Origin of the sequence: Kocuria aegyptia, from assembly GCF_039530085.1 — a bacterium.
GTDB lineage: Bacteria > Actinomycetota > Actinomycetes > Actinomycetales > Micrococcaceae > Kocuria > Kocuria aegyptia.
Window position 1 is genome coordinate 18,819 of record NZ_BAAAOA010000035.1, and the last position, 23,915, is coordinate 42,733.

The 23,915-nt window shown below is 73.4% G+C and carries 23 protein-coding genes and 1 tRNA gene; 15 read left to right on the forward strand and 9 right to left on the reverse strand.

The features are described 5' to 3' along the window. Positions 1 to 110 precede the first annotated feature (110 nt). Entirely contained in the window at positions 111 to 584 is a 474-nt protein-coding gene (locus ABD220_RS13605; RefSeq protein WP_344123414.1) for an acyl-CoA thioesterase, read from the reverse strand. 193 nt (positions 585 to 777) lie between these two features. On the opposite strand from ABD220_RS13605, the gene ABD220_RS13610 reads away from it, so the two are divergent. Beyond that, positions 778 to 1,413 (forward strand): YdcF family protein, encoded by a 636-nt coding sequence (locus tag ABD220_RS13610; RefSeq protein ID WP_344123416.1) that lies wholly within the window; start codon positions 778 to 780, stop codon positions 1,411 to 1,413. A gap of 12 nt (positions 1,414 to 1,425) precedes the next feature. Here ABD220_RS13610 and ABD220_RS13615 read toward each other — a convergent pair whose 3' ends face one another. Next, on the reverse strand, positions 1,426 to 1,677 hold the full coding sequence (locus ABD220_RS13615) for a hypothetical protein (protein WP_344123417.1): 252 nt from the start codon (positions 1,675 to 1,677) through the stop codon (positions 1,426 to 1,428). A 45-nt stretch (positions 1,678 to 1,722) separates the two neighbouring features. Between ABD220_RS13615 and ABD220_RS13620 the strand changes: the two genes are divergently transcribed. Continuing rightward, on the forward strand, positions 1,723 to 2,010 hold the full coding sequence (locus ABD220_RS13620) for a hypothetical protein (protein WP_344123418.1): 288 nt from the start codon (positions 1,723 to 1,725) through the stop codon (positions 2,008 to 2,010). 24 nt (positions 2,011 to 2,034) lie between these two features. Here ABD220_RS13620 and ABD220_RS13625 read toward each other — a convergent pair whose 3' ends face one another. After that, positions 2,035 to 2,790, reverse strand: a complete 756-nt coding sequence (locus ABD220_RS13625; RefSeq protein ID WP_344123419.1) for an alpha/beta fold hydrolase — start codon at positions 2,788 to 2,790, stop codon at positions 2,035 to 2,037. A gap of 180 nt (positions 2,791 to 2,970) precedes the next feature. Here ABD220_RS13625 and ABD220_RS13630 point away from each other — a divergent pair, with 180 nt between their 5' ends. Continuing rightward, the gene (locus ABD220_RS13630; RefSeq protein WP_344123421.1) at positions 2,971 to 3,753 is read left to right on the forward strand and encodes a metal-dependent hydrolase; all 783 of its coding nucleotides are present in this window, start codon (positions 2,971 to 2,973) and stop codon (positions 3,751 to 3,753) included. Between the two features lie 15 nt (positions 3,754 to 3,768). On the opposite strand, the gene ABD220_RS13635 is transcribed toward ABD220_RS13630, so the two are convergent. Further along, entirely contained in the window at positions 3,769 to 4,626 is an 858-nt protein-coding gene (locus ABD220_RS13635) for a formate/nitrite transporter family protein (protein WP_344123422.1), read from the reverse strand. 146 nt (positions 4,627 to 4,772) lie between these two features. Here ABD220_RS13635 and ABD220_RS13640 point away from each other — a divergent pair. After that, positions 4,773 to 4,859: transfer RNA gene (locus ABD220_RS13640), tRNA-Leu, on the forward strand. 184 nt (positions 4,860 to 5,043) lie between these two features. Here ABD220_RS13640 and ABD220_RS13645 read toward each other — a convergent pair. Beyond that, positions 5,044 to 6,231, reverse strand: a complete 1,188-nt coding sequence (locus ABD220_RS13645; protein ID WP_344123423.1) for a M14 family zinc carboxypeptidase — start codon at positions 6,229 to 6,231, stop codon at positions 5,044 to 5,046. Between the two features lie 339 nt (positions 6,232 to 6,570). Here ABD220_RS13645 and serA point away from each other — a divergent pair, with 339 nt between their 5' ends. The 3 genes from serA (at position 6,571) to ABD220_RS13660 (ending at position 11,840) form a co-directional block, all read left to right on the forward strand. Further along, a complete protein-coding gene (gene serA / locus ABD220_RS13650; RefSeq protein WP_344123425.1) occupies positions 6,571 to 7,767 on the forward strand; it encodes a phosphoglycerate dehydrogenase in 1,197 nt (398 codons plus the stop codon). Between the two features lie 55 nt (positions 7,768 to 7,822). Then, positions 7,823 to 10,795, forward strand: coding sequence for a glycosyl hydrolase family 65 domain-containing protein (locus tag ABD220_RS13655; protein WP_344123427.1), 2,973 nt, complete (start codon positions 7,823 to 7,825; stop codon positions 10,793 to 10,795). Positions 10,796 to 10,952: 157 nt separating this feature from the next. Then, positions 10,953 to 11,840 (forward strand): endonuclease/exonuclease/phosphatase family protein, encoded by an 888-nt coding sequence (locus tag ABD220_RS13660; protein WP_344123429.1) that lies wholly within the window; start codon positions 10,953 to 10,955, stop codon positions 11,838 to 11,840. A 3-nt stretch (positions 11,841 to 11,843) separates the two neighbouring features. On the opposite strand, the gene ABD220_RS13665 is transcribed toward ABD220_RS13660, so the two are convergent. Beyond that, a complete protein-coding gene (locus tag ABD220_RS13665) occupies positions 11,844 to 13,076 on the reverse strand; it encodes a CapA family protein (RefSeq protein WP_344123430.1) in 1,233 nt (410 codons plus the stop codon). A gap of 30 nt (positions 13,077 to 13,106) precedes the next feature. Beyond that, positions 13,107 to 13,832, reverse strand: coding sequence for a DUF1028 domain-containing protein (locus ABD220_RS13670; protein WP_344123431.1), 726 nt, complete (start codon positions 13,830 to 13,832; stop codon positions 13,107 to 13,109). 244 nt (positions 13,833 to 14,076) lie between these two features. On the opposite strand from ABD220_RS13670, the gene ABD220_RS13675 reads away from it, so the two are divergent. From ABD220_RS13675 to ABD220_RS13700, 6 genes are read left to right on the forward strand one after another with little or no spacing between them, the layout of a single operon-like run. Further along, positions 14,077 to 15,615, forward strand: a complete 1,539-nt coding sequence (locus tag ABD220_RS13675; RefSeq protein ID WP_344123433.1) for an ABC transporter substrate-binding protein — start codon at positions 14,077 to 14,079, stop codon at positions 15,613 to 15,615. Next, on the forward strand, positions 15,612 to 16,568 hold the full coding sequence (locus ABD220_RS13680) for an ABC transporter permease (RefSeq protein WP_344123434.1): 957 nt from the start codon (positions 15,612 to 15,614) through the stop codon (positions 16,566 to 16,568). The genes ABD220_RS13675 and ABD220_RS13680 overlap by 4 nt, the downstream gene beginning before the upstream one ends. Then, positions 16,565 to 17,533 carry an ABC transporter permease gene (locus tag ABD220_RS13685; protein ID WP_344123435.1) on the forward strand — a complete coding sequence of 323 codons (969 nt, stop codon included), beginning with the start codon at positions 16,565 to 16,567 and terminating at the stop codon, positions 17,531 to 17,533. Before ABD220_RS13680 ends, ABD220_RS13685 begins: the two co-directional genes overlap by 4 nt. After that, on the forward strand, positions 17,533 to 18,570 hold the full coding sequence (locus ABD220_RS13690; RefSeq protein ID WP_344123437.1) for an ABC transporter ATP-binding protein: 1,038 nt from the start codon (positions 17,533 to 17,535) through the stop codon (positions 18,568 to 18,570). Before ABD220_RS13685 ends, ABD220_RS13690 begins: the two co-directional genes overlap by 1 nt. Then, positions 18,567 to 19,679 carry an ABC transporter ATP-binding protein gene (locus tag ABD220_RS13695; protein WP_344123439.1) on the forward strand — a complete coding sequence of 371 codons (1,113 nt, stop codon included), beginning with the start codon at positions 18,567 to 18,569 and terminating at the stop codon, positions 19,677 to 19,679. Before ABD220_RS13690 ends, ABD220_RS13695 begins: the two co-directional genes overlap by 4 nt. A 39-nt stretch (positions 19,680 to 19,718) precedes the next feature. Further along, complete coding sequence (locus tag ABD220_RS13700; protein ID WP_344123441.1) at positions 19,719 to 21,365, forward strand: SLC13 family permease; 1,647 nt, start codon at positions 19,719 to 19,721, stop codon at positions 21,363 to 21,365. A 40-nt stretch (positions 21,366 to 21,405) separates the two neighbouring features. Here ABD220_RS13700 and ABD220_RS13705 read toward each other — a convergent pair whose 3' ends face one another. Both ABD220_RS13705 and ABD220_RS13710 read right to left on the reverse strand, forming a co-directional pair. Beyond that, entirely contained in the window at positions 21,406 to 22,173 is a 768-nt protein-coding gene (locus ABD220_RS13705) for an endonuclease/exonuclease/phosphatase family protein (RefSeq protein WP_344123442.1), read from the reverse strand. Between the two features lie 83 nt (positions 22,174 to 22,256). Further along, the gene (locus ABD220_RS13710) at positions 22,257 to 22,820 is read right to left on the reverse strand and encodes a Dps family protein (protein ID WP_344123444.1); all 564 of its coding nucleotides are present in this window, start codon (positions 22,818 to 22,820) and stop codon (positions 22,257 to 22,259) included. Positions 22,821 to 23,068: 248 nt separating this feature from the next. On the opposite strand from ABD220_RS13710, the gene ABD220_RS13715 reads away from it, so the two are divergent. Both ABD220_RS13715 and ABD220_RS13720 read left to right on the forward strand, forming a co-directional pair. Continuing rightward, positions 23,069 to 23,293, forward strand: a complete 225-nt coding sequence (locus ABD220_RS13715; protein ID WP_344123446.1) for a hypothetical protein — start codon at positions 23,069 to 23,071, stop codon at positions 23,291 to 23,293. Positions 23,294 to 23,330: 37 nt separating this feature from the next. Then, entirely contained in the window at positions 23,331 to 23,879 is a 549-nt protein-coding gene (locus tag ABD220_RS13720; RefSeq protein ID WP_344123448.1) for a hypothetical protein, read from the forward strand. Positions 23,880 to 23,915: the final 36 nt, after the last annotated feature.

Consider the following 23,915-nt stretch of genomic DNA (forward strand, 5'->3'; position numbering starts at 1 on the left):
GGGACCCGTGCGGGCGGTCCTCGACGACGCGGTCCCGGACCGCTCCTCCGGCGAGGTCGCCGCGTTCGGCGCGGACGACGAGCTCGACGCCGGGGCACCGGGCGGCCGGGTCAGCGGAAGACGCGAGCGCCCCCGTGCGGGGCGAGGAGCTCCTGCTGCTCCGCCGAGATGCGCAGCACCGTCCCCGTGGCGGGCACGAAGAACGCGAGCTGGGTCTCGGCTCGCACGCACGCCCGGCGTGAGATCGCGTCGGTGATCTCGAAGCCCAGCGTCAGCGCCCCGCCGCGGGCGGAGACCACCCACACCCGGACCTCCACCGGCGTGTTGCGGTACTCGAGGGGCCGGAGGTACTTGATCCGGTTCTCGGTGATCAACGCCTGGGTGCCCTCAGGCAGCGCGGAGAAGAAGGGGATCAGCGGGGGCTCCACTTGGTCGCCGGTGCCCACGGGCACGCCCAGGGCCGCGATCCGCGCCTCCTCGAGCAGCCGAACGACCTCCACGTTGTTCACGTGCCCGTACGGGTCCATGTCGCCCCAGCGCATGGGCACCCGGCACAGCACGCCGGACTCGTCTGTCACCGTCATGCGGTCCGTCCTCCTCGGTCGTCGAACTGCCGTGCGCACAGCACGCCCGCGCCGCACGGGCGTGCTACATCGTAGGCCCGGGCCGCCCCGCCCCGGCTGCCCCGTCCCGTCACACGCGGCGCGCCCGCCGTGGCGGGTGCGACAATGTCGGCTGACCCGGACCCCGTCCGCACGACCGGCGAGGAGCCGCCCGATGCCCCGAAGTGCCCGCAGCACCCGCCGCTCCACGCGGCCGGCCTGGGTCCTCGTCCCGGCGCTCGCGCTGTGTCTGGTCTGGCTGATCGCCGGCTGGGCGGTGTTCCAGCACCCCCGGACCGACGCGCCGACGCGCTCGGACGCGCTCCTCGTGCTCGGCCCTCCCGACCGGACCCGCATGGCCGAGGCGCTGCGGCTCATGGACGCCGGGACGGCGCCCGTGCTGGTCGTGGCGAACCCCGGCACCCACGACCTCGGCGACGCCTCCGGCAGGGTGTACTACGCGCGGGCCGCGCAGACCTGCGCGGAGGGCGGCGACCAGGACTACGAGGTGATCTGCTTCCGCCCCGACCCCTCGACCACCCAGGGCGAGGCCATGGAGCTGCGCGCGCTGAGCGAGCAGCGGGGGTGGGACCACGTCAGCGTGCTCACGTACCGCCAGCACGTCGCCCGGGCCCGCCTGCTGCTGGGACGCTGCTACGCCGGGGAGCTGGACATGCTCTCCTTCGACTACCCGGCCGTGCCGCGGGGGCACCTGCGGGAGTTCCTCTACCAGTCCGGCGGCTTCGTGAAGGCCTGGCTCACCCCGGGTTGCGACCAGCAGCTGCCCTGGCAGCCCAAGTCCGTGGACTGACCGGACGGGACCTCAGCCGCCGCGGTCGGCGAGGTCGCGGATCCACTCGACGGACCGGCGGTCGCCCTCGGAGGCGGCCGTGTGGGCGTCGTCGCGCCCGGACAGGACGTCCCCCGCGGAGGGCCGGGGCGCGCCCGGCCGGTGCGGGCCGCCGGAGGCGGCGATGCCGGCGACCCACGCGTCGGTCTCCACGCCGCGGTGCGCGTCCGCTGCCATGCGGGCCCGGGCGGCGGCGACGGTGATGGGGTCCACGGGGTCGGCCATGGGACCAGTCTTCTCCCCTCGCGGCCCGGAGGGAAGACTGGGACCATGACCGACCTGCAGTGCCCGTCCACCGCCGTGCTCCTCGACGGCGCCGTCCCTCCCCCGCCGTGGACCGCACGCCTGCGCGTGGCCGAGCGGTTCACGGCCCGCGGCGCCGCCGAGCTGGTCTCGCTCGTCGAGGACTCCGCCGACCTGTTCCGCGGGGAGACCTTCGTGGTCGCCGCCCCCGCCGGTGACATCGAGGAGGCGCTGCGGCGGCGGGGCGTGGGCGGGCGGGCGCCCGTCGTCGTCGAGGTGGACTCCGCGGGGTGGCGGGCCGTGCCCGCGCCCTGACGCCCCGCTCCCCCGACGAGCTGCTCAGGCAGAGCGCTCGAGCTCGTCGGCCACCCAGCCGTGGACGATGCCCGCGAAGGTGTGCGGGTCGGTGAGCACGCCCATGTGCGCGGTGTCCGTGACGATCCGGCTGACGTGGCGCTCCTGCGGGTCGAGGGCGTCGATCGCGGGGTCGTCGTCGCCCTGGACGAGCAGCACCGGCAGCTCGGAGTGCGCCCGCAGCAGCGGCGTGCGGTCGGGCCGGTCCCGCATGGCCTCCAGGGCACGGACCACCGCGTCCTCCGGCCAGTCCCTGGCCTGCCGGAGCGCGGCCTCGACGTCCTCCTCGCGGGCGTCCTCCCGGAAGGTCCGCGGCATCTGCCGGCGCGCGTAGGCCGCGGCGCCGTGCTCCCGCACGGCGGAGATCCCCCTGTCCCGGCCGGCACGGGCCGACGCGTCGTCGGCCTCGGTGGTGCTGTAGGCCAGGACGGCGTGGCTGATCCGGTCGGCGTGGCGCTCCAGGGCGGCCGCCAGCACGTAGCCGCCCAGCGAGTGCCCCACCCACACGCAGCGCTCGATCCCCTCCGCGTCGAGCACCTCGCACACCCGGTCCGCGTACGCCGCGAGGTCCGCGGCGCCGTCCGGACGATCGCCGCCGACCCCCGGCAGGTCCACGGAGAGGACGTCGTGGAAGGTCTCGAGCAGCGGCCGAGCCCGGTCCCACAGCCGCTGGGTGCACAGCAGTCCCGGGAGCAGCAGCAGGGTGGGCGAGCCCGCACCGGAGCGGGTGGATCGGAGCACGGCGCTGTCCTTTCCGTCGGCAGGTCCTGGCGCTCAGCCTACGGATCGGGCGGCCGCGGTGTCACCGGGGCCGCCCACCGCGGCCGGCGGCGCTGTGCTGTCCGGCCCGGACCCTAGTGTTTCCGCTGGTGGGACCGACCGGTCCACCGCAACCGGGCATCCGAGGAGGACATCACCGTCATGATGGGACCGAGCCATGCGGCCTGCGGGGCGGCCGCGTGGGTGGCACTGACCGCCGACTACCAGCTGCACCTGCAGAATCTCACCGTCCCGATCGGCTGGGGGGTCCTGGACGTCGGCGACAGCGGTGTCCTCACCGGCGCGCTCGTCACCGCCGGGGCGGCGCTGCTCCCGGACCTCGACCACCCGGACGGGACCGTGGCCCGGTCCCTGCGCCCGCTGTCCACGTGGTTGGCCCGCGGGGTCTGCCGGGTCTCCGGCGGGCACCGGCGCGGCACCCACTCCGTGCTGGGCGTGGCGGTCTTCACCGGTCTGGCGGCCGCGGCCCAGAAGATCGGGATCCCGGTCGAAGGCCTGGGCTGGGTGTGGCCGCTCGCCGCGGTGATGTCCGTGCTCCTCATCGCCTTCGCGGTGCAGGTGCTGGCCTTCGTCCCGGACCGGGTCGCGAAGCTCAACTGGGTCGTGGGGATCGGGCTGGGCGTCGTCGTGGGCCTGCACCCGCCCGCCCACGAGTGGTGGTTCCCCGCGGCCGTGGCCACAGGAGTGGTCGCCCACCTCGCCGGGGACCTGGTGACCACGCGCGGGATCCACCTGCTCTATCCGCTGCGGATGCCGCTGCCCCTGCCCCGGGCGGTGTACAAGAACCGGTCCTTCCTCACGGTGCCGCTGATCGGCAACGCCGGCTCGGCCACGGAGATCGCGCTGCTCGCCCCGATCACCCTTTTCGCGCTGACGGGCCTGTGGGGGGCGTTCGCCCTGTCCACCGGGCTCGTGGTCGCCTGAGCCGTCCGGCGCTCCTCAGATCGCCCGGTGCTCCTCCGCCTGTCTGCGCCCCTGCTTCGCCCGTTCCTCCTGGATGAGCTCCAAGGTGCGGAACAGGCGGGGGATGGTGATGATCACCAGTCCGCCCACCATGTTCAGCGGAATGACCCACAGCGCCCACACCGCCCACTCGGCATAGGAGATCGGCGCGCCCATGTGCATGGCCGCGAAGAGCACGATGGAGTTCAGCGCGCCGTGCAGCATGCCCGTGCCCACGACCAGGAACCCGCTGATCAGGGAGATGAACCCGGTCACCACGTCGTTCTGCGTGCCCTGGGCCATCCGGGTGGTCAGGGTGATGGTGCTCCCGGCCAGCAGGGCCAGGCCGGCGGTCTCCAGGCTCAGGCCACCCTCCAGGTACCCCTGGGCCGTCTCCAGCAGCGTGCCCGCCAGCTCGGGGAAGGACACGGCGATCAGCCAGGTGAAGAGCCAGCCCCCCGCGAGGTTGGTCACCAGGGTGGCCGACCACAGCCGGACGAGCTGCCACCAGGTCCCGTGCTTGGCGACGACGGCCTGGATGGGCACGAGGAAGTCCTCGGTGAAGAGCTCCGAGTGCGCCAGCCGCAGCGCGAAGAGCCCGATGCCGAACGCCATGCCGGCCAGCAGGTCGGAGTCGGTCGCCTCCTTGACGGCGAGCATCGCCATGATGCCCAGTCCGACGTCGATGCCGCCGAACAGGCCGGTGATGAGCAACGCGCGCCAGGTCCTGCTGAGCCGTTCCGCGCCCTCCGTGAGCGTGCTGTGGAATGCCTCGGCGAGCTCGTCCTCCACCGGTTCGTCGCGCTCGCCGAGCTCCCGCCGCTTGTCCGCGAGTTCCTGCCGGTCGGGTTCCATGGGTGCTCCCCTGCTCGCCGTCGCATCCCCGCGCCGGGGATGCGGCAAGCTTACTGACGACCGCAGCGGCCACGATTGGCCAATGCGGGAATGTGTGGGTAGGATTGTCGTCGTTGCCCGCAGCGGTCCGCCGCTGCGATCCACGAGCGCGAGTGGCGGAATAGGCAGACGCGCACGGTTCAGGTCCGTGTGCCCGAGAGGGCGTGGGGGTTCAACTCCCCCCTCGCGCACCACGCAGGCGAAGCGGGACATCCGACGGATGTCCCGCTTCGCCTTTTTCGTTCCCCCGGATCGCCGGCCGGGACCACGCAGGCGGTCCGGCGATGGGCAGGGCTGCTGGTGCTGCCGGGCCCGGACCGGGCGGACCACCGCCGGCGCCCCGCCGAGGGCGCCGGCGGCCCGGGGCTCGGCCCGGGTTCAGCCGGCCGGAACGATGCCGGCGTAGTCGGTCTGGTAGCCGGTGACCGGCGCGTGCGGGATCTCGTCCCAGCGCTCCGGGTCCTCCTGCTGGACATCGCCCGTGGCCAGGCCGAGCAGCAGCGCCTTGAGGGCGAGCACGTTCTGCTGCACGCTCTTGCCGCGGGCCTTCTGGCCGAGACTGCCGTCCGAGGAGTTGCCCGAGGTCTCGAAGAACACGACCGGGTGGGAGTGGCCCTCGGGGTTGAGCCCGTCGTGGTCGAGGCCGAGCATCATCGCCGAGACGACGCCGCCCTTGATGTCGATCTCGTAGCTGCCGCCGACCTGGTAGCGGTCGATGTTGATGGAGCCGTACTTCGAGAGCTCGTCGTAGACGTGCACGTTCATCTGCCGGGTGAGCCGGTCGTAGGCCCCGTCCTGGAGCCCCGGCAGGGTCGGCCCGCCGGGGGCGAGCGAGATGCCGAGGGAGAGGGTGACGTCGTCCCCGGTCCCGTGCTGCTGCTTCAGGCCCTGGTGGTGGATGTCGACGCCCCAGTCCGGGTCGACGGTCGTCCAGTACTCGTAGAAGGCCCGGGACTCGTCGGCGGCGAAGCCCTCGGCCGTCCAGTCGCGGTTGAGGTCGATCCGCTGCGGCGTGCCGCCCTCCGGGGCGCCGGAGACCTGGTCCCACAGCACGGTGTGCCGGATGTTGGCCTCGGCGCCGTCCGGGTTGTACATCGGGATGACGTGGAAGGTGAACTTCTCGCGCAGCAGCTCGTACTCGGCCGAGCCGTTGCTGCCGAGGTCCTTGAGCAGGCTCAGCAGGGCGTCGGTGCCGTAGGGCTCGTTGCCGTGGATCCGTCCCTGGAGCCACACGTGCTCCGGTCCGGTGCCGACGGTCGCGACCCACAGGTCCCGGCCCTGCTCGGAGGTGCTCACCGCCATGCCGGCCTCGGCGAGGGTGAAGGCGTCCACACCGTGGCGGCTGGTCCGCTCGAGCTGCTGCAGCTCCCGCACCACGTCGTCGGGGGTCAGCAGGCTCGAGGTGCTGGTCCTCCCCTCGGTCGAGGGGAAGTTGGCGTCGGCGGCCGCCGGGGCCGCGGCGCCGAGGGGAAGGGCGACGGCGAGCGCGACCGCCGCCGCCGTGCGGCGCCGGCGCGGGCGGTCCGAGGAGCGTGCGGTCGCGGGGGCGCGGAGCTGAGGGATCACGTGCTGGTCCTCCTGGGGGTGAGGGGTGCTGCCGGCGCGCCCCTGAGGGGACCGCACCGGAAGGGGGGTGCTCGTGATGCTAATCACGATAGCACACGTCCGTCACCGAGCGGACCGCAACCGTGGAAGTACTGCTCGGTAGCACGGCATCGGCGGCCGGATCGTCCACGCCCCCCGCGCCGGGCGGGTGCGCCGCGCTCCCGTCCCGCCGCCGGCCGCGGCGGCGGCAGGACGGGAGGCCGCTCGGATCCACCCGCGTGCGGTGATCAGGGCCACATCCGCTGCGCACGCCCACCCGACGTCGTCGTTGCCCGCCCCGGAGCCATAGACTGGACCACTGTGAAAGCACTTCTGCTGGAGAACGTCCACCCCGAGGCCGAGCGCATCCTGTCCGAGAAGGGCATCGAGGTCGAGACCCGCAAGGGCGCCCTCGACACGGGAGAGCTCATCGAGGCGCTCGAGGGTGTCGAGCTGCTCGGCATCCGGTCGAAGACCCACGTGACCCGCGAGGTGTTCGAGGCCCACCCGCAGCTGCTGTCCGTGGGCGCCTTCTGCATCGGCACGAACCAGATCGACCTCGCGGCCGCCACCGAGCACGCCGTGACGTGCTTCAACGCCCCCTACTCCAACACCCGGTCCGTGGTGGAGCTCGCGATCGCCGAGATCATCTCGATGGCCCGGCACCTCACCGACAAGAACAAGGCCATGCACGAGGGCGTGTGGGACAAGTCCGCCAAGGGCGCCCACGAGGTCCGCGGCCGCACCCTCGGCATCGTGGGCTACGGCAACATCGGGTCCCAGCTGTCCGTGCTCGCGGAGACCCTCGGCATGCGGGTCTACTACTACGACGTCGTGGACCGCCTGCCCCTCGGCAACGCCCAGCGCTGCGACACGCTGGAGGAGCTGCTGGAGCGGGTCGAGACCGTCTCCCTGCACGTGGACGGCCGCGCCGGCAACAACAACCTCTTCGGCCGGGAGCAGTTCGAGCGGATGCGCCCCCGGTCCCTGTTCCTGAACCTGTGCCGCGGCATGGTGGTCGACTACAACGCGCTGCGGGACGCCCTGGTCAGCGGGCACATCGCCGGCGCCTCGGTGGACGTCTTCCCCAACGAGCCGAAGGTGGTCGGGGACCCGTTCAGCTCGGTGCTGCAGGGCCTGCCCAACGTGATCCTCACCCCGCACATCGGCGGCTCCACCCAGGAGGCCCAGGTGGACATCGGGCGGTTCGTGGCCGGGAAGCTCTCGGCCTTCGTGACCGCGGGCTCCACGACCCTGTCGGTGAACATGCCGCAGGTCCAGCTGGACACCGCCGTCAACGGCACCCGCATCCTGCACCTGCACCGCAACGTCCCCGGCGTCCTGGCGACCGTCAACAGCGTCCTCGGCGACCACGGCATCAACATCGACCGCCAGCAGCTGTCCACCCGTGGGGACACCGGCTACCTCGTCACGGACGCCGGCAACGGCGTGACGCGGGAGGTCATAGAGCAGATCCTGGGGCTGCCCGAGACCATCCGCCTCAGCACGATCAACTGACGTCCCGCCCTGCCCGCCTCCAGCACCTGACGGAGGCAGGTGGCACAATGACCGCATGAGCGGCGTCGAGGCGGAACCGGTCGTTCCCGGCAGGACCAGCTTCGGGGCCGTCCTCCTGGCCCTGGACCCCTCTGTCGAGGAGAAGCACTCCGTGCTCACGGAGCCGGGCGAGCAGCCCGTGTCCGATGCCGGGGCGCAGGCCCTCTTCGCCCGCCTGCGGGCCGAGGGCGTCCTCACGGCGGTGGTCACGGCCCGCCAGGAGCTGCCCTCGGAGTTCCTGGCCGACGTCGTCGTGGCCGCCGACCCGCCGGACGACGACCCGGCCGGACCCGTGTCCCGGCGTCCCCACCGGCATCCTCCGTCCGTGTCCCTGCGGCTCGCCTCCCGTCAGCTGGGGGTCGACCCCGAGCACGTCGTCGTCGTCACCGACAGCCACCGCCTGGTGCGGACCGCCGTGACCGAGGGGTTCGGCCTCGTCGTCGGCCTCGGCGACGCGGACCGCCGCGGACCGCTGCTCGCCGCGGGCGCCCATTTCGTCGTCGACGACCTCGAGGCCCTCGACCTGCCGCTGGCCCCCGTCTCCGGCACCGCCGCGTGGGGCGGCGGATCGGGCGGGGACAGCCCGTGGAACCTGACCTACACGTCCTTCGACGCCCCGCAGGAGGGCCTGCGCGAGTCCCTGTGCACTCTGGGGAACGGGTACATGGCGACCCGCGGCGCCGCGAGCGAGTCCCGGGCCCAGGGCCCGCACTACCCGGGGACCTACCTGGCGGGTGTCTACAACCGCCTGCGCACGGACGTCGACGGGCTCACCGTCGAGGACGAGCACATGGTCAACGCCCCCGACTGGACGATGCTGCAGTACCGCGTCGGCAACGGGTACTGGTACCTGCCGACCGAGGAGAACGCCCTCGACTACCTGCAGGACCTGGACGTGCGCACCGGCGTGCTGACCCGCAGCCTCCGTTTCCGGGACGACGTCGGCCGGACCACCCGGGTCACCACCCGCCGGTTCGTCTCCAAGGACCAGCGTCATCTCGCGGGCCAGGAGACCGTGTTCGAGGCCGAGGACTGGTCCGGGACCCTCACCGTCCGGAGCCTGGTGGACGCGGACGTCGCGAACCGCAACGTCCGCGAGTACGCGTCGCTGTCCGACCGCCACCTGGGCGCGACCACGGTGGAGGACCTGGGGCCCGGTACGGTCCTGCTGGACACCGTGACGTGCCAGTCCCAGATCCACATCGCGGTGGCGATGCGCACCCGGGTGCTGGAGGACAACCGCGTGCGACGCTCCGGATCGATGCTCCCCGTCACGCCGGCCCCCGGGGTGACGGGCCACGAGATGCACATCGGGATGCAGGCCGGCGAGGCCGTGCGGGTCGAGAAGATCGTCGCCCTCACCACCTCCCGGGACCGGGCGATCTCGACGCCGGCGCTCGCGGCGGGCGGCGCCCTGGCCCGGGCCGGGACCTTCGAGGAGCTGCTGAGCCGGCACGTGGCGGCGTGGCAGGCCCTGTGGTCCGCGTTCGCCGTCGCGACGGGCACAGGGGGGCAGGTGGGGCTCGCCGTGAACCTCAACACCTTCCACGTCCTGCAGTCGGTGGCCGCGGCGGGACCTGACCTGGACGCGGGCGTGCCCGCCCGCGGACTGCACGGCGAGGGCTACCGCGGCCACGTCTTCTGGGACGAGATGTTCGTCTACCCCATGCTCACCCTCCGCCGGCCCGAGTGGACGCGGTCGATGCTCGCCTACCGCTACCGGCGCCTCGAGCAGGCCCGGGCCGCCGCGCGGGAGGCCGGGCACGCCGGGGCGATGTTCCCCTGGCAGAGCGGCAGCGACGGCCGTGAGGAGACGCCCACGGTGCTGTTCAACCCCCGGTCCGGGAAGTGGATCCCGGACAACTCCCGGCTGCAGCACCACGTGGGCCTCGCGATCGCCCACTCGGTGTGGCAGTACTTCCAGTCCACGGCGGACACCCGTTTCCTCGTGGAGGAGGGGGCGGAGCTCATGGTGGAGATCGCCCGGTTCTTCGCGGGCCTGGCCGTCCACGACCCGCGGGACGACCGCTACGACATCTCGGGCGTCATGGGACCGGACGAGTTCCACGACGGCTGTCCCGGCGCCCCGGGGTCCGGCCTGCGCAACAACGCCTACACCAACGTCATGACCGCGTGGCTGCTCAACCGCGCCCTGGAGCTGATCGACCGCCTCGGCAAGGACTACGGGGGCCCCCTGTGGCAGCGGCTGGACCTGCGCGAGGACGAGCTGACGAGCTGGAAGCGGATCCGCACCCGGCTGCGGGTCCCCTTCCTCGCCGACGGCGTGCTCGCCCAGTTCGAGGGCTACGGCGATCTCCCGGAGTTCTGCTGGGAGGAGTACCAGGGGCGCTACGGCCGCATCGGCCGGCTGGACCTCATCCTCGACGCCGAAGGACTGTCCACGAACGACTACCGGCTCTCCAAGCAGGCCGACGTCCTGATGCTGCTGTACCTGTTCTCCGACCGGGAGCTGCGCGAGCTGCTGGGGCAGATGGGCTACGCCTTCCCGCCGGAGGCGGTCCAGGCCACCGTGGCCTTCTACCGCACCCGCTCCACCCACGGGTCCACGCTGTCCAACGTGGTGCACGCGTGGGTCGAGTCGCGCCTCGACCGCCGCGGCTCCTGGTCCTTCCTCACCCGCGCCCTGAGCAGCGACCTCCTCGACGCCCAGGGGGACACCACCCGCGAGGGCATCCACCTCGGTGCCATGGCCGGTTCCGTGGACATCCTCACCCGCTGCTACACGGGCCTGGAGATCCGGGAGGACATGCTGTGGTTCCGTCCGGCGATCCCGCCGCAGGTGCCCGAGGTGACCTTCTCGATCCACTACCGGGACCAGCCGATCCAGGTGGAGCTCACCCCCGCGGCGCTGCGTCTCTACCTCGGCCCCGGCCCCGCCCGTCCCGTGCGGGTGTGGGTGGACGGCGCGGTCCACGAGCTCCGCGCCGGGCAGATCCGGCACTTCCCCGTGGCGGTGCCCGATGCCTGAGCCGTGCGACGCCGGCCACGGGGCCGCGGTCCCCGTGGCGGACGCCACGAGTTCACCGGATGGCCACCGGGGCTTCCACCCCGGTGACCCCGTGGACGGTCCGCCCGGTCCACCATGGGACCACGACGCCCCCGCACCTCCCCACCCTGGAGCAGTGATGTCACCGGACACCGTTCTTCTCGACCGTTCCGCGGCCCCCGGCGTCGCCGACCCCGCGGTGCCGCTCATCGGGCCCGCCACGGGCCGGTCCCTGCACGTGATGACCTACAACATCCGCTTCCACCACAGCGGCACGCGGACCGGGGACCCGGACCACTGGCCCGACCGCGCGCCCCGGCTCGTGCGGCTGCTGCAGCTCGAGCAGCCCACGCTCCTGGGGGTGCAGGAGGCCCTCCACCACCAGCTGCCGGCGGTGGAGCAGGCGCTGCCGGCCGGCTACCGGATGGTCGGCTACGGCCGCGCCGGGGGCAGCAAGGGCGAGTACTCCCCGATCTTCTACGACGCCCGGCGCCTGGAGCTGCTCGAGTGGGACCAGTTCTGGCTCTCCGGCACCCCGGAGCTCATCGGCTCCACCACGTGGGGCAACGACGTCCCGCGCATCGTGACCTGGGGCCGTTTCCTGGACCGCGGCACCGGCACCGACCTCGTGCTCGCCAACACCCACTTCGACCACGACTCCGAGGACGCCCGGGGACTCAGCGCGGAGGCCCTGGTCGAGCTCGTGCACAGCTTCCACCCGCACACCCCCACCGTGGTCACCGGGGACTTCAACGCGGACGCGGGCGACTCCGAGGCCTACGAGACGCTCGTGGGCTCCGGGCTGCTCGCCGACACCTGGACGGCCGCCGAGGAACGGCTCACCCCCGCGTGGGGCACCTTCCCGGACTACGGCGAGGCCGTCGAGGGCGAGGAGCGCATCGACTGGGTGCTCGCCGGTCCCGGCGTCCGGGTGCGCCGCGCCGCGATCAACACCGCCCGCTTCGCCGGGGGCCACCCCAGCGACCACGCCCCGGTGCAGGCGCTCGTCAGCCTGGACCGGGACTGAGCGCTACGGTCCGTCGGGGCCCTGCGGTGCTGCGGGAGCCGGGCTGAGCGGTCGCCAGGGGCGGGCGCCGTCGGCCTCCGCGCCCATCGACCCCACGGTCCGCGCGGTGCGGGCCAGGGACGCCGCGTCCTCCTCCGGGGAGCGGCAGACGTCCTGGGCCGGCAGCGCGCACCACCGGATCGGGTCGAGGGTGAGGATGTGCGGGGTCCACACCGGGTCGCCCGCGGCCCACTCCCCGTCCTCGCGCGCGAAGGACATGCTGACCGTCAGGCCCTCGTTGTTGACGGGCACCCGGGTGGCGTGCTCCGAGAGGCTGTTGCCCAGGCCGTGGACGATCCAGGTGTCCCCGTGCTTCTCGATCGGCAGCACCGAGTGCGTGTGGTGGCCGTAGACGAGGTCGAACTCCCCGCTGTCCGCGAGCGCGTGCGTGACCTCGCGCTGCTGCCGGTCGGGGGCCGAGGAGTACTCCTGCCCGGCGTGCACCGCGGCCAGCACGATCTCCGCCCCCGCTTCCCGGGCCCGGCGCGCCTTGCGGACCATCTCCGGCACGTCCAGCAGGTCCACGCGCCACGCGGCGTCCGGGACGTTGCCGTTGAGCCCGTAGGTCCCGGTCACCAGCCCCACGCGCACGCCGTCCGCGTCCAGGACCAGTGGTTCCCGCGCCTCCTCCGCGGTGCGGTAGGTGCCGGTGGTGGCGATCCCGGCGTCCGCCAGGACGTCGAGGGTCCGCTCGAGGCCCTGCGGTCCGGCGTCCACGGCGTGGTTCGTGGCCGTGGTGCACGCGTCGTAGCCGATCTCCGCGAGCGCCGGGGCGATCTGTGGCGGCACCTCGAACGAGGGGTACCCGGAGAAGGGGCCCTCGGGCGCCGCGAGCGGGGTCTCCATGTCGCAGATCGCGAGGTCGGCGCTCTCGGTGAACGGGCGCAGCCCCTCCACGAGCGGGCCGAAGTCCAGCTCCCCGTCCCCGTCCGCCTCGGCCTGCGCCCACAGCCCCGGGTGGAGCAGGACGTCACCGGTGACCACGACCTCCAGCCGGTCGGGAGCCGGGTCCGGCCTCGTGGCAGGGGCCGATGACCGGGCCGACGACGCCGCCCCGGCCCCGTCCGGAGCGGTCCCCGGGGGCGCGGACGGCTCCGGGGCGCAGCCGGCGAGGGCCGTCGCAGCCACCAGGAGGACCGCGGTCAGGCCGGCGGCGGCGCCGTGGCGCACCGGCGGGGAGACACGACGAGAGGTCATGGACCGAGGGTAGGCCACCCCGGCGGCCGGTCAGGACAGGACCGTCGACCAGAGCTTCTCGTCCTCGGGGCGGTGCGGGACCCGGATGCTGGGCATCACCTCGGCCGGCGCCGGGTGGGCCCTGCCCTTCAGCGCGAGCATCTCCGCCAGGTCGTCCAACGGGGCGGGCGAGTTGTCGGCGCGCAGGTCGACGTCGAGCAGCACGGGGTACTGGAAGCCGGCGAGCGTGTCGGCCACGAGCACCGCGGCGCTCTGCTGCCCCCGGCTGTCCCCGCCGGCGTCCTGGCCCGCGCGCAGACAGGCCAGCAGCGCCTCCGCCATCCCGGTGCTGGTCGGCCCGGGCCCTGCGAGCGCCTCGTCCATCGCCGCGCGCATCGCCTCGACGACCTCCGGGCCGGCCAGGTAGTTGCCGATGACCACGAAGTCGGTCCCGGCCACGCCTCCGGCCCAGGGCGTGCACAGGCTGCCGGTGAGGTGCGCACCGGGCCCCGCCACGGGCAGGACCGCCACCTGGCGCAGCGCCAGATCGGGGTCGGCGTCGGTCAGGGCGGCGATCGCCTCCTCGGCCGTGCCCCCGTGGTGCAGGGTGCGGAGCATCTCGTAGCGCAGCCGCCGGTTGGTCCACGCCTGGGAGGCCACGACCCCGGCGGTGGGCACGAGGGCCGGAACGGCGTTGCCCACGGCGAGCGAGCAGCTCGCCGTGGCGGCCCCGAGCAGGCGGGAGTCCGCGCTGCGGGCGATCACGGTGTAGGTCACAAGCACCTCCTGGCCGTCATGTCCGTGACGACCGGCTCGTTGTCGATGGCTGTCCGGCGCGGCGCGGGGGGCGCCGCCGTCCCCCGCGCCGCGCCGGACACGCGGTGGTGATGGTGGCGGTCCGCCCCGGTGCATAGGGTGGGACGACACCCACGTCCGGGTGCGCACCGGCAGGGCGGCCGGGCGGGGCGCCTGCCGGAACCGCCCGGGCGGACGGCTCATTCCTACCACCGGGAGGCGGCGGATGGCACGCGGAGCACGGATCGTCGCCCTGGGGAGCGCCGTGTGCCTCGCCCTGGGCGCCTGCTCGACCGGCGAGGGCGTGGACCTGTCGGGGGCGGGTGACATCGACACCGACGGCTACCTGGAGGTGGCGATCGCCGGGGAGCCCGACCAGCTCGACCCCCACAACACGAGCGCCTACTTCTCCTTCCAGATCCTCGAGAACGTCTACGACACCCTGGTGGAGCCCGACGAGAACCTCGAGATGCAGCCCGCCCTCGCCGAGTCCTGGGAGGTCAGCGAGGACCAGCTGTCCTGGACGTTCCGCCTGCGGCAGGGCGTCACGTTCCACGACGGCTCCGAGTTCACGGCCGAGGACGTCGTGTACTCCTACGACCGGATCATCGACGAGCAGCTGGCCAACGCCTACCGCCTGGCCGCCGTCGAGGACGTGGTGGCGGTCGACGAGCACATCGTGCGCATCGACGTGTCCCAGCCGACGCCCGCCCTGCTCGCCGCGATCGGCGGGTACAAGGGCATGGCCATCGTCGAGCGGCAGAACGTGGAGAGCGGCGACGTCCAGCTCGACCCGGTGGGCACCGGCCCGTTCGAGGTGGTGGGCAACTCCGCGAGCACGGCCGTGACGCTGCGGGCCAACGACGCCTACTGGGGCGAGGGCCCCCACGTCCCGGGGGTCGTCTACCGGTTCATCTCGGAGGGCACCACGGCGCTCGCGGACCTCACGGCGGGCGAGGTGCACTGGACCGACTCCATCCCGCCGCAGCGGGTGAACTCGCTGCGGCAGAACCCCGACGTCGAGGTCGCCGGGGTCCCCTCGACGGACTACTGGTACGTGGCCATGAACCAGGCGCGCCCGCCCTTCGACTCCCTCGACGCGCGCCTGGCCGTGGCGCAGGCCATCGACCGGGAGGCGATCGCCCAGGTCACGTGGTACGGCAACGCGACCCTGAACCAGACGGCGGTCCCCGAGACGTCCGTGTGGCACCACGAGTACGCGCCCTTCGAGCAGGACCCGGAGCGCGCCCGGGAGCTCGCGGAGGGCTCCGGGCTGACCGGGGAGACCGTCGAGCTCATGGTCACCAACGAGTACCCCGAGACCGTCACGGCCGCCCAGGTGATCGCCGCGAACCTCGCCGACATCGGGGTCGCCACCGACATCCGGACCCTCGACTTCGCCACCTGGCTCGACGAGCAGGCCCAGGGCAACTTCGACATGCTCCTGCTGGGCTGGCTCGGCAACGTGGACATCAACGACTACTACTACAACCAGCACCACTCCGAGGGCTCGAACAACGCCCAGGGCTACAGCAACCCCGAGGTCGACCGGCTCCTGGACGCGGGGCGCACCGAGACCGACCAGGACGCCCGCAAGGAGCTCTACGCCCGGGCGGCGGAGCAGATCGTGGACGACGCCAGCTACGTCTACCTGTACAACCCCGACGTGGTGCAGGCGTGGACCCCCGACCTGCAGGGCTACGAGGCCCGCCCGGACCGCGCCGTCCGGTTCAAGGACGTCCGGCTCGAGGAGGACACCGAATGAGCAGCCCGCTGCTGAGATTTCTGGTCAAGCGCCTGCTGCACACCGTGGTGGTGCTCTTCGGCGTGCTGGTCGTGGTCTTCGCCCTCCTCCAGCTCGTTCCCGGGGACCCCGTGCGGGTGGCCCTCGGCACCCGCTTCACCCAGGAGTCCTACGACGCCCTGCGGGAGGCCTCCGGGCTGGACCGGCCCCTGCTCGTGCAGTTCTTCGCGTACATCGGCAACGCCCTCACGGGCAACCTGGGCGTGAGCTTCCGCAGCGGTGAGCCGGTGACCCTGATCCTGCTGGACCGGCTGCCCGCCACAGTGTCCCTCGGCCTCGCCGGCATCACGATCGCGCTGCTCATCGCGTTCCCGCTCGGCACCTGGGCCGGCCTGCGCCGCGGCTCCGCGGCGGACGGCGGGATCCGCGCCGTGAGCCAGTTCGGCGTCTCGGTCCCCGACTTCTGGCTCGGCCTGCTCCTGATCATCGTCTTCTCGACGATGCTGGGGCTGCTGCCGCCCTCCGGGTACGTGCCGTTCACGGAGGACCCGGGGGGCTGGCTCCAGCGGGTGATCCTCCCCGGACTCGCCGTGGGCGTGGTCTCCGGGTCGATCATGACCCGGTACGTGCGCTCCGCGGTGCTCGACGTCGTCGGCTCCAACTACGTGCGCACCGCCCGCTCCAAGGGCCTGCCCCGCCGCACGGTGGTCGGCCGGCATGTGATGCGCAACGCGCTCGTGCCGATCCTCACGGTGGCCGGCGTCCAGGCCGCCACGATGCTCGGCGGTCTCATCGTGATCGAGGTGGTCTTCGCGTGGCCGGGGCTGGGCCGGCTGGTCTTCGACGCCGTCGCGGCCCGCGACTACCCGGTGGTCCAGGGCACCGTGCTGCTGATCGCCCTCATCTTCCTGCTGATCAACCTGCTGGTGGACATCCTGTACGCCGTCGTCGACCCGAGGATCCGTGTGTCATGAGCAGCTCCGAGACGCCCTCGCCCGACCGCCGCGCCCCGGGCGCCGGGGACGGCCGCACCGGGCCCGCCCCCCGGCCCGCCGCGCCGGCGGAGACCCCGGAGGAGGCCGGCCGCACCGGCACCCTGCGGATGCTGGTCTCGAACAAGGTCACGGCGGCCGGGCTGGCCATCCTCGTCCTCGTGCTCCTGCTGGCCGTGCTCGGACGCTGGATCGCGCCCTACGGAGCGAACGACATCGACGTGGTCAACGCCCTGCAGCCCCCCTCGGGGGCGCACCTGTTCGGCACCGACGAGCTGGGCCGGGACGTGTTCTCCCGCGTGGTGCTCTCCGCCCGGATCTCGCTGATGGTGGGACTGGTGGCGGTGGGCATCGCCCTGGTGGTCGGGGTGGCCCTGGGGCTCGTGGCCGGCTTCTTCGGCGGCTGGCTCGACACGGTCGTCATGCGCAGCGCGGACGTGCTCTTCGCGTTCCCCATCCTGCTGCTGGCCATGGCCATCGTCGCCGTCCTGGGCCCGGGGCTGACCACCGCGATGATCGCGATCGGGGTGGTCTACACCCCCATCTTCGCCCGCATCACCCGGGCCTCCACGCTGGCGGTGCGCGAGGAGCTCTACGTCAAGGCCTCCCAGGCCATCGGGGCGTCCGACGGGCTCATCCTGCGCCGCCACGTGCTGCCGAACATCATGGGGCCCATCACCGTCCAGACCTCCCTCTCGCTGGCCTTCGCGATCCTCTCCGAGGCCGCGCTGTCCTTCCTGGGCCTGGGCGTCCAACCGCCCGAGCCCTCCTGGGGGCGGATGCTCTACGACGCCCAGGCCTTCATCTACGACGCCTGGTGGATGAGCGTGTTCCCGGGCCTGGCCATCTTCTGCACCGTGCTGGCGTTCAACCTCGTGGGCGACGGCATGCGCGACGTCCTCGACCCGCGCCAGCGGACCGCCGACGAGATCCGGAGGAGCGCCTGATGCGCACGACCGAGCCCCGCCGCCCCACCGCCCCGGCGCCCGCCGACCGGGACGTGCTGCTCGACGTGCGGGACCTCTCCGTCCGGATCGGCCCCGCGGAGATCGTCAACGGCGTGTCCTTCGCCGTCCCCCGGGGCGGGACCCTGGGCATCGTGGGCGAGTCCGGGTCCGGCAAGTCCATGACGGTGCTCGCGGCCACCGGCCTGATCGACTCCCCGCCCGCCCGCGTGGACGGACAGTCCCTGCTGGACGGCCAGGACATCGTGACGATGAGCCCCCGCCAGCTGCGCGGCGTCCACGGCCGGCGGGTCGGCTTCGTCTTCCAGGACCCCTCCACGTCGCTGAACCCGGTGCTGACCGTCGAGCAGCAGCTCACGGAGGCACCGCGCTTCCACCTGGGCCTCACCCGCCGCGACGCCCGGCGCCGGGCGCTCGAGCTGCTCGAGGCCGTCGGCATCCCCGATCCGCCGTCCCGCCTCTCCTCCTACCCCCACCAGCTCTCGGGCGGGATGAAGCAGCGCGTGATGATCGCCGTGGCCCTGGCCTGCGACCCCGAGCTGCTCGTGGCGGACGAGCCCACCACCGCGCTCGACGTCACGACGCAGGCCCAGATCCTGGAGCGGGTCAAGGAGCTGCAGGCCTCCCGCGGCATGAGCGTGATCTGGATCAGCCACGACCTCGGCGTGGTCTCCGGGATCGCGGACCGGGTGGCCGTGCTCTACGGCGGGCAGATCGTGGAGTCCGCGCCCCTCGAGGAGCTCTTCACCGACCCCCGCCACCCCTACACCCGGGGGCTCATGGCCTCCCGGCCGCAGACGGCCCGCGGCAAGGGCGAGCTCGCCGTCATCCCCGGCAGCCCGCCGGACCCGAAGCACCTGCCCCGGGGCTGCCTGTTCTGGGACCGCTGCCCCGTCCGCGGCGACCCCCGCTGCGAGACCGAGCGACCGCCGGAGACCCCGGTGGGGCCGGACCACGTGGTCCGCACCTTCTACGGCGGGGACGCGGACGGCACCGACCGGCGAGGAGGCCCCCGATGACCGACGACCACCGGCCGCTGCTGAGCGTGCGGGACCTGCAGGTCCGCTTCCCCGTCAGCACCGACCGCGGCAAGGGCGTGGTGCAGGCCGTGGCCGGGATCGACTTCGACATCCACCGGGGGCAGACGGTGTCCCTGGTCGGCGAGTCCGGCTCCGGCAAGTCCACTGTGGCCAACGCGCTGATGCACCTGGTGGAGCCCAGCGCGGGGACCGTGCTGCTCGACGGCAAGGACATCACCTCGGTCCGGGGCCGGGAGCTCAAGGCCCTGCGCCGGCGGATCGCCATGGTCTTCCAGGACCCCTTCGCGTCCCTGGACCCCCGCCAGCACGTCTCCGGCGCTGTGGCGGAGCCCCTCGAGGTGCACGGCCTCGGCGGGGACAGGGACGGGCGCCGCCGCCGGGTGGCGGAGCTGTTCGAGCTCGTGGGCCTCTCCGGCCGCTTCCTCGACCGGTATCCGCACGAGCTCTCGGGCGGGCAGCGCCAGCGGGTGTCCATCGCCCGGGCGCTCGCCGGCGAACCCGACCTCGTCATCCTCGACGAGGCGACCGCCTCCCTGGACGTCTCCGTCCAGGCGCAGATCATGAACCTGCTCAACCGGCTGCAGGGCGAGCTGGGGCTCACGTACCTGTTCATCGCCCACGACCTCGCGGTCGTGGAGCACATGAGCGACCACGTGCTCGTGATGTACCTCGGCCGGCTCATGGAGGACGGGGGCGTGCGGGACGTCTTCGACGCCCCCGCCCACCCGTACACCAAGGCGCTGCTCGCCTCCGCCCCGTCCGCCGACCCCGTGGCGGAGCGCCGCCGCCGCACCGCCCCGCTCGAGGGCGAGGTGCCCTCCCCCCTGGACCCGCCGTCCGGCTGCGTCTTCCGCACGAGGTGCCCGTGGGCGGCTGACGAGTGCGCGCGGACGGTGCCCGAGCCCGTTCCCCCGCCGGGCGCCCCGGGCGCCCCCCCGGAGGCCGGCCGCACCGCGCCGGAGCACGTGGCCGCGTGCATCCGGCTGCCGGCGGTCCAGGCGTCCACGCGCGGGGCCGCCCCCTCGGCCGGGGGGCGCGCGGGCCCTGCGCGGCCCGCCCCGTGGGCCGGCGCCCCCTCCGATCCCTGACCGAGAGCACGACCGTCACCGACCAGACCTGGAGCCGCCATGAGCAACCGACCGCCCGTCCCCGGAACAACCCAGGAGGAGCGCCGCCCCCGGCCGCACGACATCGAGGAGGCCGACCTGCGCTCGCCCGGGGAGCAGGCGCCCCCGGAGCACGCCAAGACGCACCGCATCAAGTGGGCCGGGCTGGCCGTGGGCCTGGTCCTGGCCCTGCTGGTCTACGTCGCCATGCCCGCCGACGTGGGCCACCCCGCCAGGCTCACCGCCGCCACCGCCGTGCTGATGGGCGCGTGGTGGATGACCGAGGCCATCCCCATCCCGGCCACCGCCCTGCTCCCGCTGATCGTCTTCCCCGTGCTCGGGGAGGACGTCGCCGTGGACGACGTCGGCGCCTCCTACGGCAGCAACATCATCTTCCTGTTCATGGGCGGGTTCCTGCTGGCGCTGGCGATGCAGCGCTGGAACCTGCACCGCAGGATCGCCCTGCGCACCGTGCGCGTGATGGGGACCAAGCCGGCCCAGATGGTGGCCGGCTTCATGCTGGCCACCGCGTTCCTCAGCATGTGGGTGTCCAACACGGCCACCGCCGTGATGATGCTGCCCATCGGCGTGTCCGTGCTGCTGCTCCTGCCCAAGCTGCTCGAGGACTCCGGTGCGTCCCCCGCCGGCGCGGGCGGCGGGGCTCTGGAGGACTCCGGCCTGGAGGGGGCCGACCCGCAGAGCGCGGAGGTGAAGGAGGCCGTCATCGCCTCCAACTTCGGCACGGCGCTCATGCTCGGCATCGCCTACGCCGCCTCGATCGGGTCCCTCAGCACGATCATCGGCACCCCGCCGAACACCCTGATGGTGGGCTACCTCCAGGAGGCGCACGGCATCGACGTCGGCTTCGGCCAGTGGATGCTCGTGGGCGTGCCGCTGTCCGCCGTCATGCTCGTCATCGCCTGGTTCCTGCTCACCAAGGTCCTGTTCAAGCCGGAGATCGACGAGATCCCCGGCGGCAGGAGGCTCGTCAACGAGGAGCTGGACAAGCTCGGCGCCATGTCCACCGGCGAGAAGCTGGTGCTGGCGATCTTCGCCCTGGCAGCCCTGAGCTGGGTCTTCGTCCCCATCGTCTTCGACTCCCCGCCCATCAGCGACGCCGGGATCGCCATGGTGGTGGGGCTGCTGCTGTTCCTGCTCCCGGCCGGGGCCCAGCGTGGAGTGCGGCTGCTGGACTGGGACTCCGCGGTGAAGCTGCCGTGGGGGGTGCTGCTGCTCTTCGGCGGCGGGCTGGCCTTGTCCTCGCAGTTCACCTCCTCCGGTCTGACGGACTGGATCGGGGAGGGCGCCGCGGCGCTGGGCACCGTGCCGGTGGTCCTGGTCGTGGCGATCTTCGCCGCCGGCATCCTCTTCCTCACGGAGCTGACCAGCAACACCGCCACGGCCGCCACGTTCCTGCCGGTCTCCGGGGGCGTGGCCCTCGGCCTGGGCCTGGACCCCATGCTGCTGGCCATCCCGGTGGCCCTCGCGGCCACGTGCGCGTTCATGCTGCCGGTGGCCACCCCGCCCAACGCCATCGCCTTCGGCTCCGGCTACGTGACCATCGGGCAGATGATCAAGGGCGGGCTGTGGCTGAACCTCGTCGGGATCGCGCTGATCACCCTCCTGACCATGACCTTGGGCGTCTGGGTGTTCTCCATCGTGTACTGACCGGTCCGCACCCACCGGTCGGCACCCGGCGGCCCCGTCCTCAGGAGGTGGGGCCGCCGTCGTGCTCGAGCTCGGCCAGCACGGGGAAGTGGTCCGAGGCCCAGACGCCGCGCGGGCGCTCGGCCAGGACGCGGGAGCCGAGCACGCGGACCCGGCCGCCGTACAGGATCCAGTCCAGGCGCGGCGTCCCGGCACGGGGGTCCCGGTACCTGGGGAAGGTCCCGGCGGCGTCCGCGGGCAGGGTGTCCCGCAGCCCACCCGCCAGCGCGGCGTCCCAGGTGCGGGACCGGCCGGCGGCCGCGTTCATGTCCCCCAGGAGCAGCAGGGGCCCGTCCCAGCTGTGCAGCAGGCCCTGCAGCGCGGCCAGCTGGCGCAGCCGGCCGCGCTCCGGCCACGGGTCGAGGTGGGTGGCCACCGCGCGCCAGCGTACTCCCGTGCGCCGGTCCGTGAGGTCGGCCAGCACCAGGGTGCGGGGGAAGAGGTCGCCCGGCCACTTCGATCCCGGCAGCTCCGGCTGCGGGGACAGCCACCGCTGCCGCCAGTGCTCGATCCCGAAGCGGGCGGTGTCCACGCCCAGCAGGCACCGCTCGCCGCCGCCGTCGGCGTCCCGGCCCCCGCCCAGGAGGACGTGGTCCGGTCCCAGCCCCTGCCGCAGGGGGTGCAGCTGCTGCGGAAGGACCTCCTGGAGAGCGACCAGCTCCGGCCGGTGGGCCCGGAGCACGGCCTGCACCGCGGGCGCCCGGGTGAACCACGCGTCGGGTGCCATCCGGCGGTACTTCTCCATGGGGCGCCGGATGTTGAAGGTCATGGCCGTGAACGCGCCCCGGCCCCGCGGACCAGGGGGGTCGGCGGGGCCGGGGCGGACGTGGGCTGCCACGGTCGCTGGAGGGGCTACTGGGCGGCGGACTCCGCCGCGCCCTGCTCCGTGCGGGCGCCGCCGTGCCGGAGGTCGCCGCCGCTGTTCTCCAGGTGGGCGCGCATGAACCACTGGAAGAGCTCGAGCTCCTTGACCTGGCCGATGAGCATGTCCTCGGTGACGGGGTCGAGCTCGCCGACCTTCTGGATCGCGTCGCGGTGGTCCTCGATCACGCCGTTGTAGACGACGTCGAGGGCGGCGAGGTGCTCCACGCCGGTGGCCCGGTGGACCGAGTAGTCGTCCCAGGTGCGGGCCCGGACGAGGTCGCCGGGCAGGCCGGACGGGCCCACGCCCATGGTGGCCATGCGCTCGGCGAGCTCGTCGACGAAGCCGCGCACGAGCTCGATCTGCGGGTCCAGCATCTCGTGGACCGAGATGAAGTTGGGGCCCACCACGTTCCAGTGGGCGTGCTTGAGCGTGAGCTGGAGGTCGTTGAGCGCGTGCAGACGCTGCTGGAGCGTCTGGGCGACCTCGTGGCCGTTCTCGGTGGACAGACCGGGCACGGTGTAGGGGGCGGTGCGCTGGTTCGGCGTGGCCATGGGTTCGTCTCCATGTTTCCGGCCGCCGCCGGGCGGCGGCCTAGCTCGACAACTGCGGGCGGCCCGCAGGAGCGGGCCTCTGCCGACCACTATGGCACGGCCCCCACCTACTGTCAGCAGCCTGTCCATTCGCTGTCCGCGATATCCGCCGGCGGTGTTGCGCCCGCCACCCCGCCGGCGACCGCGTCAGCCGCCGGGTGCCTCCCGGGCCCTTGCCAGGACCCGGAGCCACTGGTTGGCTGGGCACCATGGACACGATCCCCGGCTCCGGCGACCAGCTCCCCGACGACCCGCACCTGGCCGATGACATCGGCATTCCCGACACCCCGGCACGGGATCTGGAGACGGCCCCGGACCCGCTGGGCCAGACCAACGCCGGCCAGCGCGTGCCGAGCGCCGGGGACGCCGACGACCCCGCCGACCCGGACTTCGGGCCCGGGGACGGCGGCCCCGGGCCCACGGCCGGGGACTGACCCGGCGCGACGGGGCGCCGCCGCTACCCTGGGTCCCATGAGCACACGCGGCACCAGCACGGCCGGCATCGCCCGGGCCACCGGCATCCCCTGGGAGACCTGGACGGCGCGGCTCGACGAGCTCGGCGCCCGGACAATGGGCCACGCCGAGCTCGCCCGCCGCGTGGCGGAGCAGCTCGAGGGCGTCGTCGAGAATCCCGAGTGGTGGTCGCAGTCCGTCGCGGTGGCCTACGAGCAGCACACGGGAGCCCGCCGGCCCGGGCAGGCCGGGGACGGCAGCTTCGGGGCGAGCGCGAGCCGCACGGTGGCCGGCACCCCGGACGAGGCGCTCGCCCGGTGGACCGCGCTCATGGCGGGCCGCACGGAGGTCGGCGGCGTCCCGTTCCAGCATCCGCCCACCACCGCGGCCACCGAGAAGTGGCGCTACTGGCGCGTGCGCCTGGCCGACGGGACCAGGGTCTCCGCGAACATCGGCGACAAGGGGAGCGGCCGCGCCACGGTGGCCCTCGCGCACACCGGGCTGGCCTCCGCCGAGGACGTCGCGCGGTGGCGCTCGGCCTGGAAGGACCTGCTGGCCGCGCTCTGAGCCCACCCCGCGCTTGTGAGGCGGCTCACTCCTCGC

Coding starts and splice junctions, on each gene's coding strand:
- ABD220_RS13605 (WP_344123414.1), bottom strand. CDS start 584: ATGACGGTGACAGACGAGTCCGGCGTGCTGTGCCGGGTGCCCATGCGC.
- ABD220_RS13610 (WP_344123416.1), top strand. CDS start 778: ATGCCCCGAAGTGCCCGCAGCACCCGCCGCTCCACGCGGCCGGCCTGG.
- ABD220_RS13615 (WP_344123417.1), bottom strand. CDS start 1,677: ATGGCCGACCCCGTGGACCCCATCACCGTCGCCGCCGCCCGGGCCCGC.
- ABD220_RS13620 (WP_344123418.1), top strand. CDS start 1,723: ATGACCGACCTGCAGTGCCCGTCCACCGCCGTGCTCCTCGACGGCGCC.
- ABD220_RS13630 (WP_344123421.1), top strand. CDS start 2,971: ATGATGGGACCGAGCCATGCGGCCTGCGGGGCGGCCGCGTGGGTGGCA.
- ABD220_RS13635 (WP_344123422.1), bottom strand. CDS start 4,626: ATGGAACCCGACCGGCAGGAACTCGCGGACAAGCGGCGGGAGCTCGGC.
- ABD220_RS13655 (WP_344123427.1), top strand. CDS start 7,823: ATGAGCGGCGTCGAGGCGGAACCGGTCGTTCCCGGCAGGACCAGCTTC.
- ABD220_RS13660 (WP_344123429.1), top strand. CDS start 10,953: ATGTCACCGGACACCGTTCTTCTCGACCGTTCCGCGGCCCCCGGCGTC.
- ABD220_RS13665 (WP_344123430.1), bottom strand. CDS start 13,076: ATGACCTCTCGTCGTGTCTCCCCGCCGGTGCGCCACGGCGCCGCCGCC.
- ABD220_RS13675 (WP_344123433.1), top strand. CDS start 14,077: ATGGCACGCGGAGCACGGATCGTCGCCCTGGGGAGCGCCGTGTGCCTC.
- ABD220_RS13680 (WP_344123434.1), top strand. CDS start 15,612: ATGAGCAGCCCGCTGCTGAGATTTCTGGTCAAGCGCCTGCTGCACACC.
- ABD220_RS13685 (WP_344123435.1), top strand. CDS start 16,565: ATGAGCAGCTCCGAGACGCCCTCGCCCGACCGCCGCGCCCCGGGCGCC.
- ABD220_RS13690 (WP_344123437.1), top strand. CDS start 17,533: ATGCGCACGACCGAGCCCCGCCGCCCCACCGCCCCGGCGCCCGCCGAC.
- ABD220_RS13695 (WP_344123439.1), top strand. CDS start 18,567: ATGACCGACGACCACCGGCCGCTGCTGAGCGTGCGGGACCTGCAGGTC.
- ABD220_RS13700 (WP_344123441.1), top strand. CDS start 19,719: ATGAGCAACCGACCGCCCGTCCCCGGAACAACCCAGGAGGAGCGCCGC.
- ABD220_RS13705 (WP_344123442.1), bottom strand. CDS start 22,173: ATGACCTTCAACATCCGGCGCCCCATGGAGAAGTACCGCCGGATGGCA.
- ABD220_RS13710 (WP_344123444.1), bottom strand. CDS start 22,820: ATGGCCACGCCGAACCAGCGCACCGCCCCCTACACCGTGCCCGGTCTG.
- ABD220_RS13715 (WP_344123446.1), top strand. CDS start 23,069: ATGGACACGATCCCCGGCTCCGGCGACCAGCTCCCCGACGACCCGCAC.
- ABD220_RS13720 (WP_344123448.1), top strand. CDS start 23,331: ATGAGCACACGCGGCACCAGCACGGCCGGCATCGCCCGGGCCACCGGC.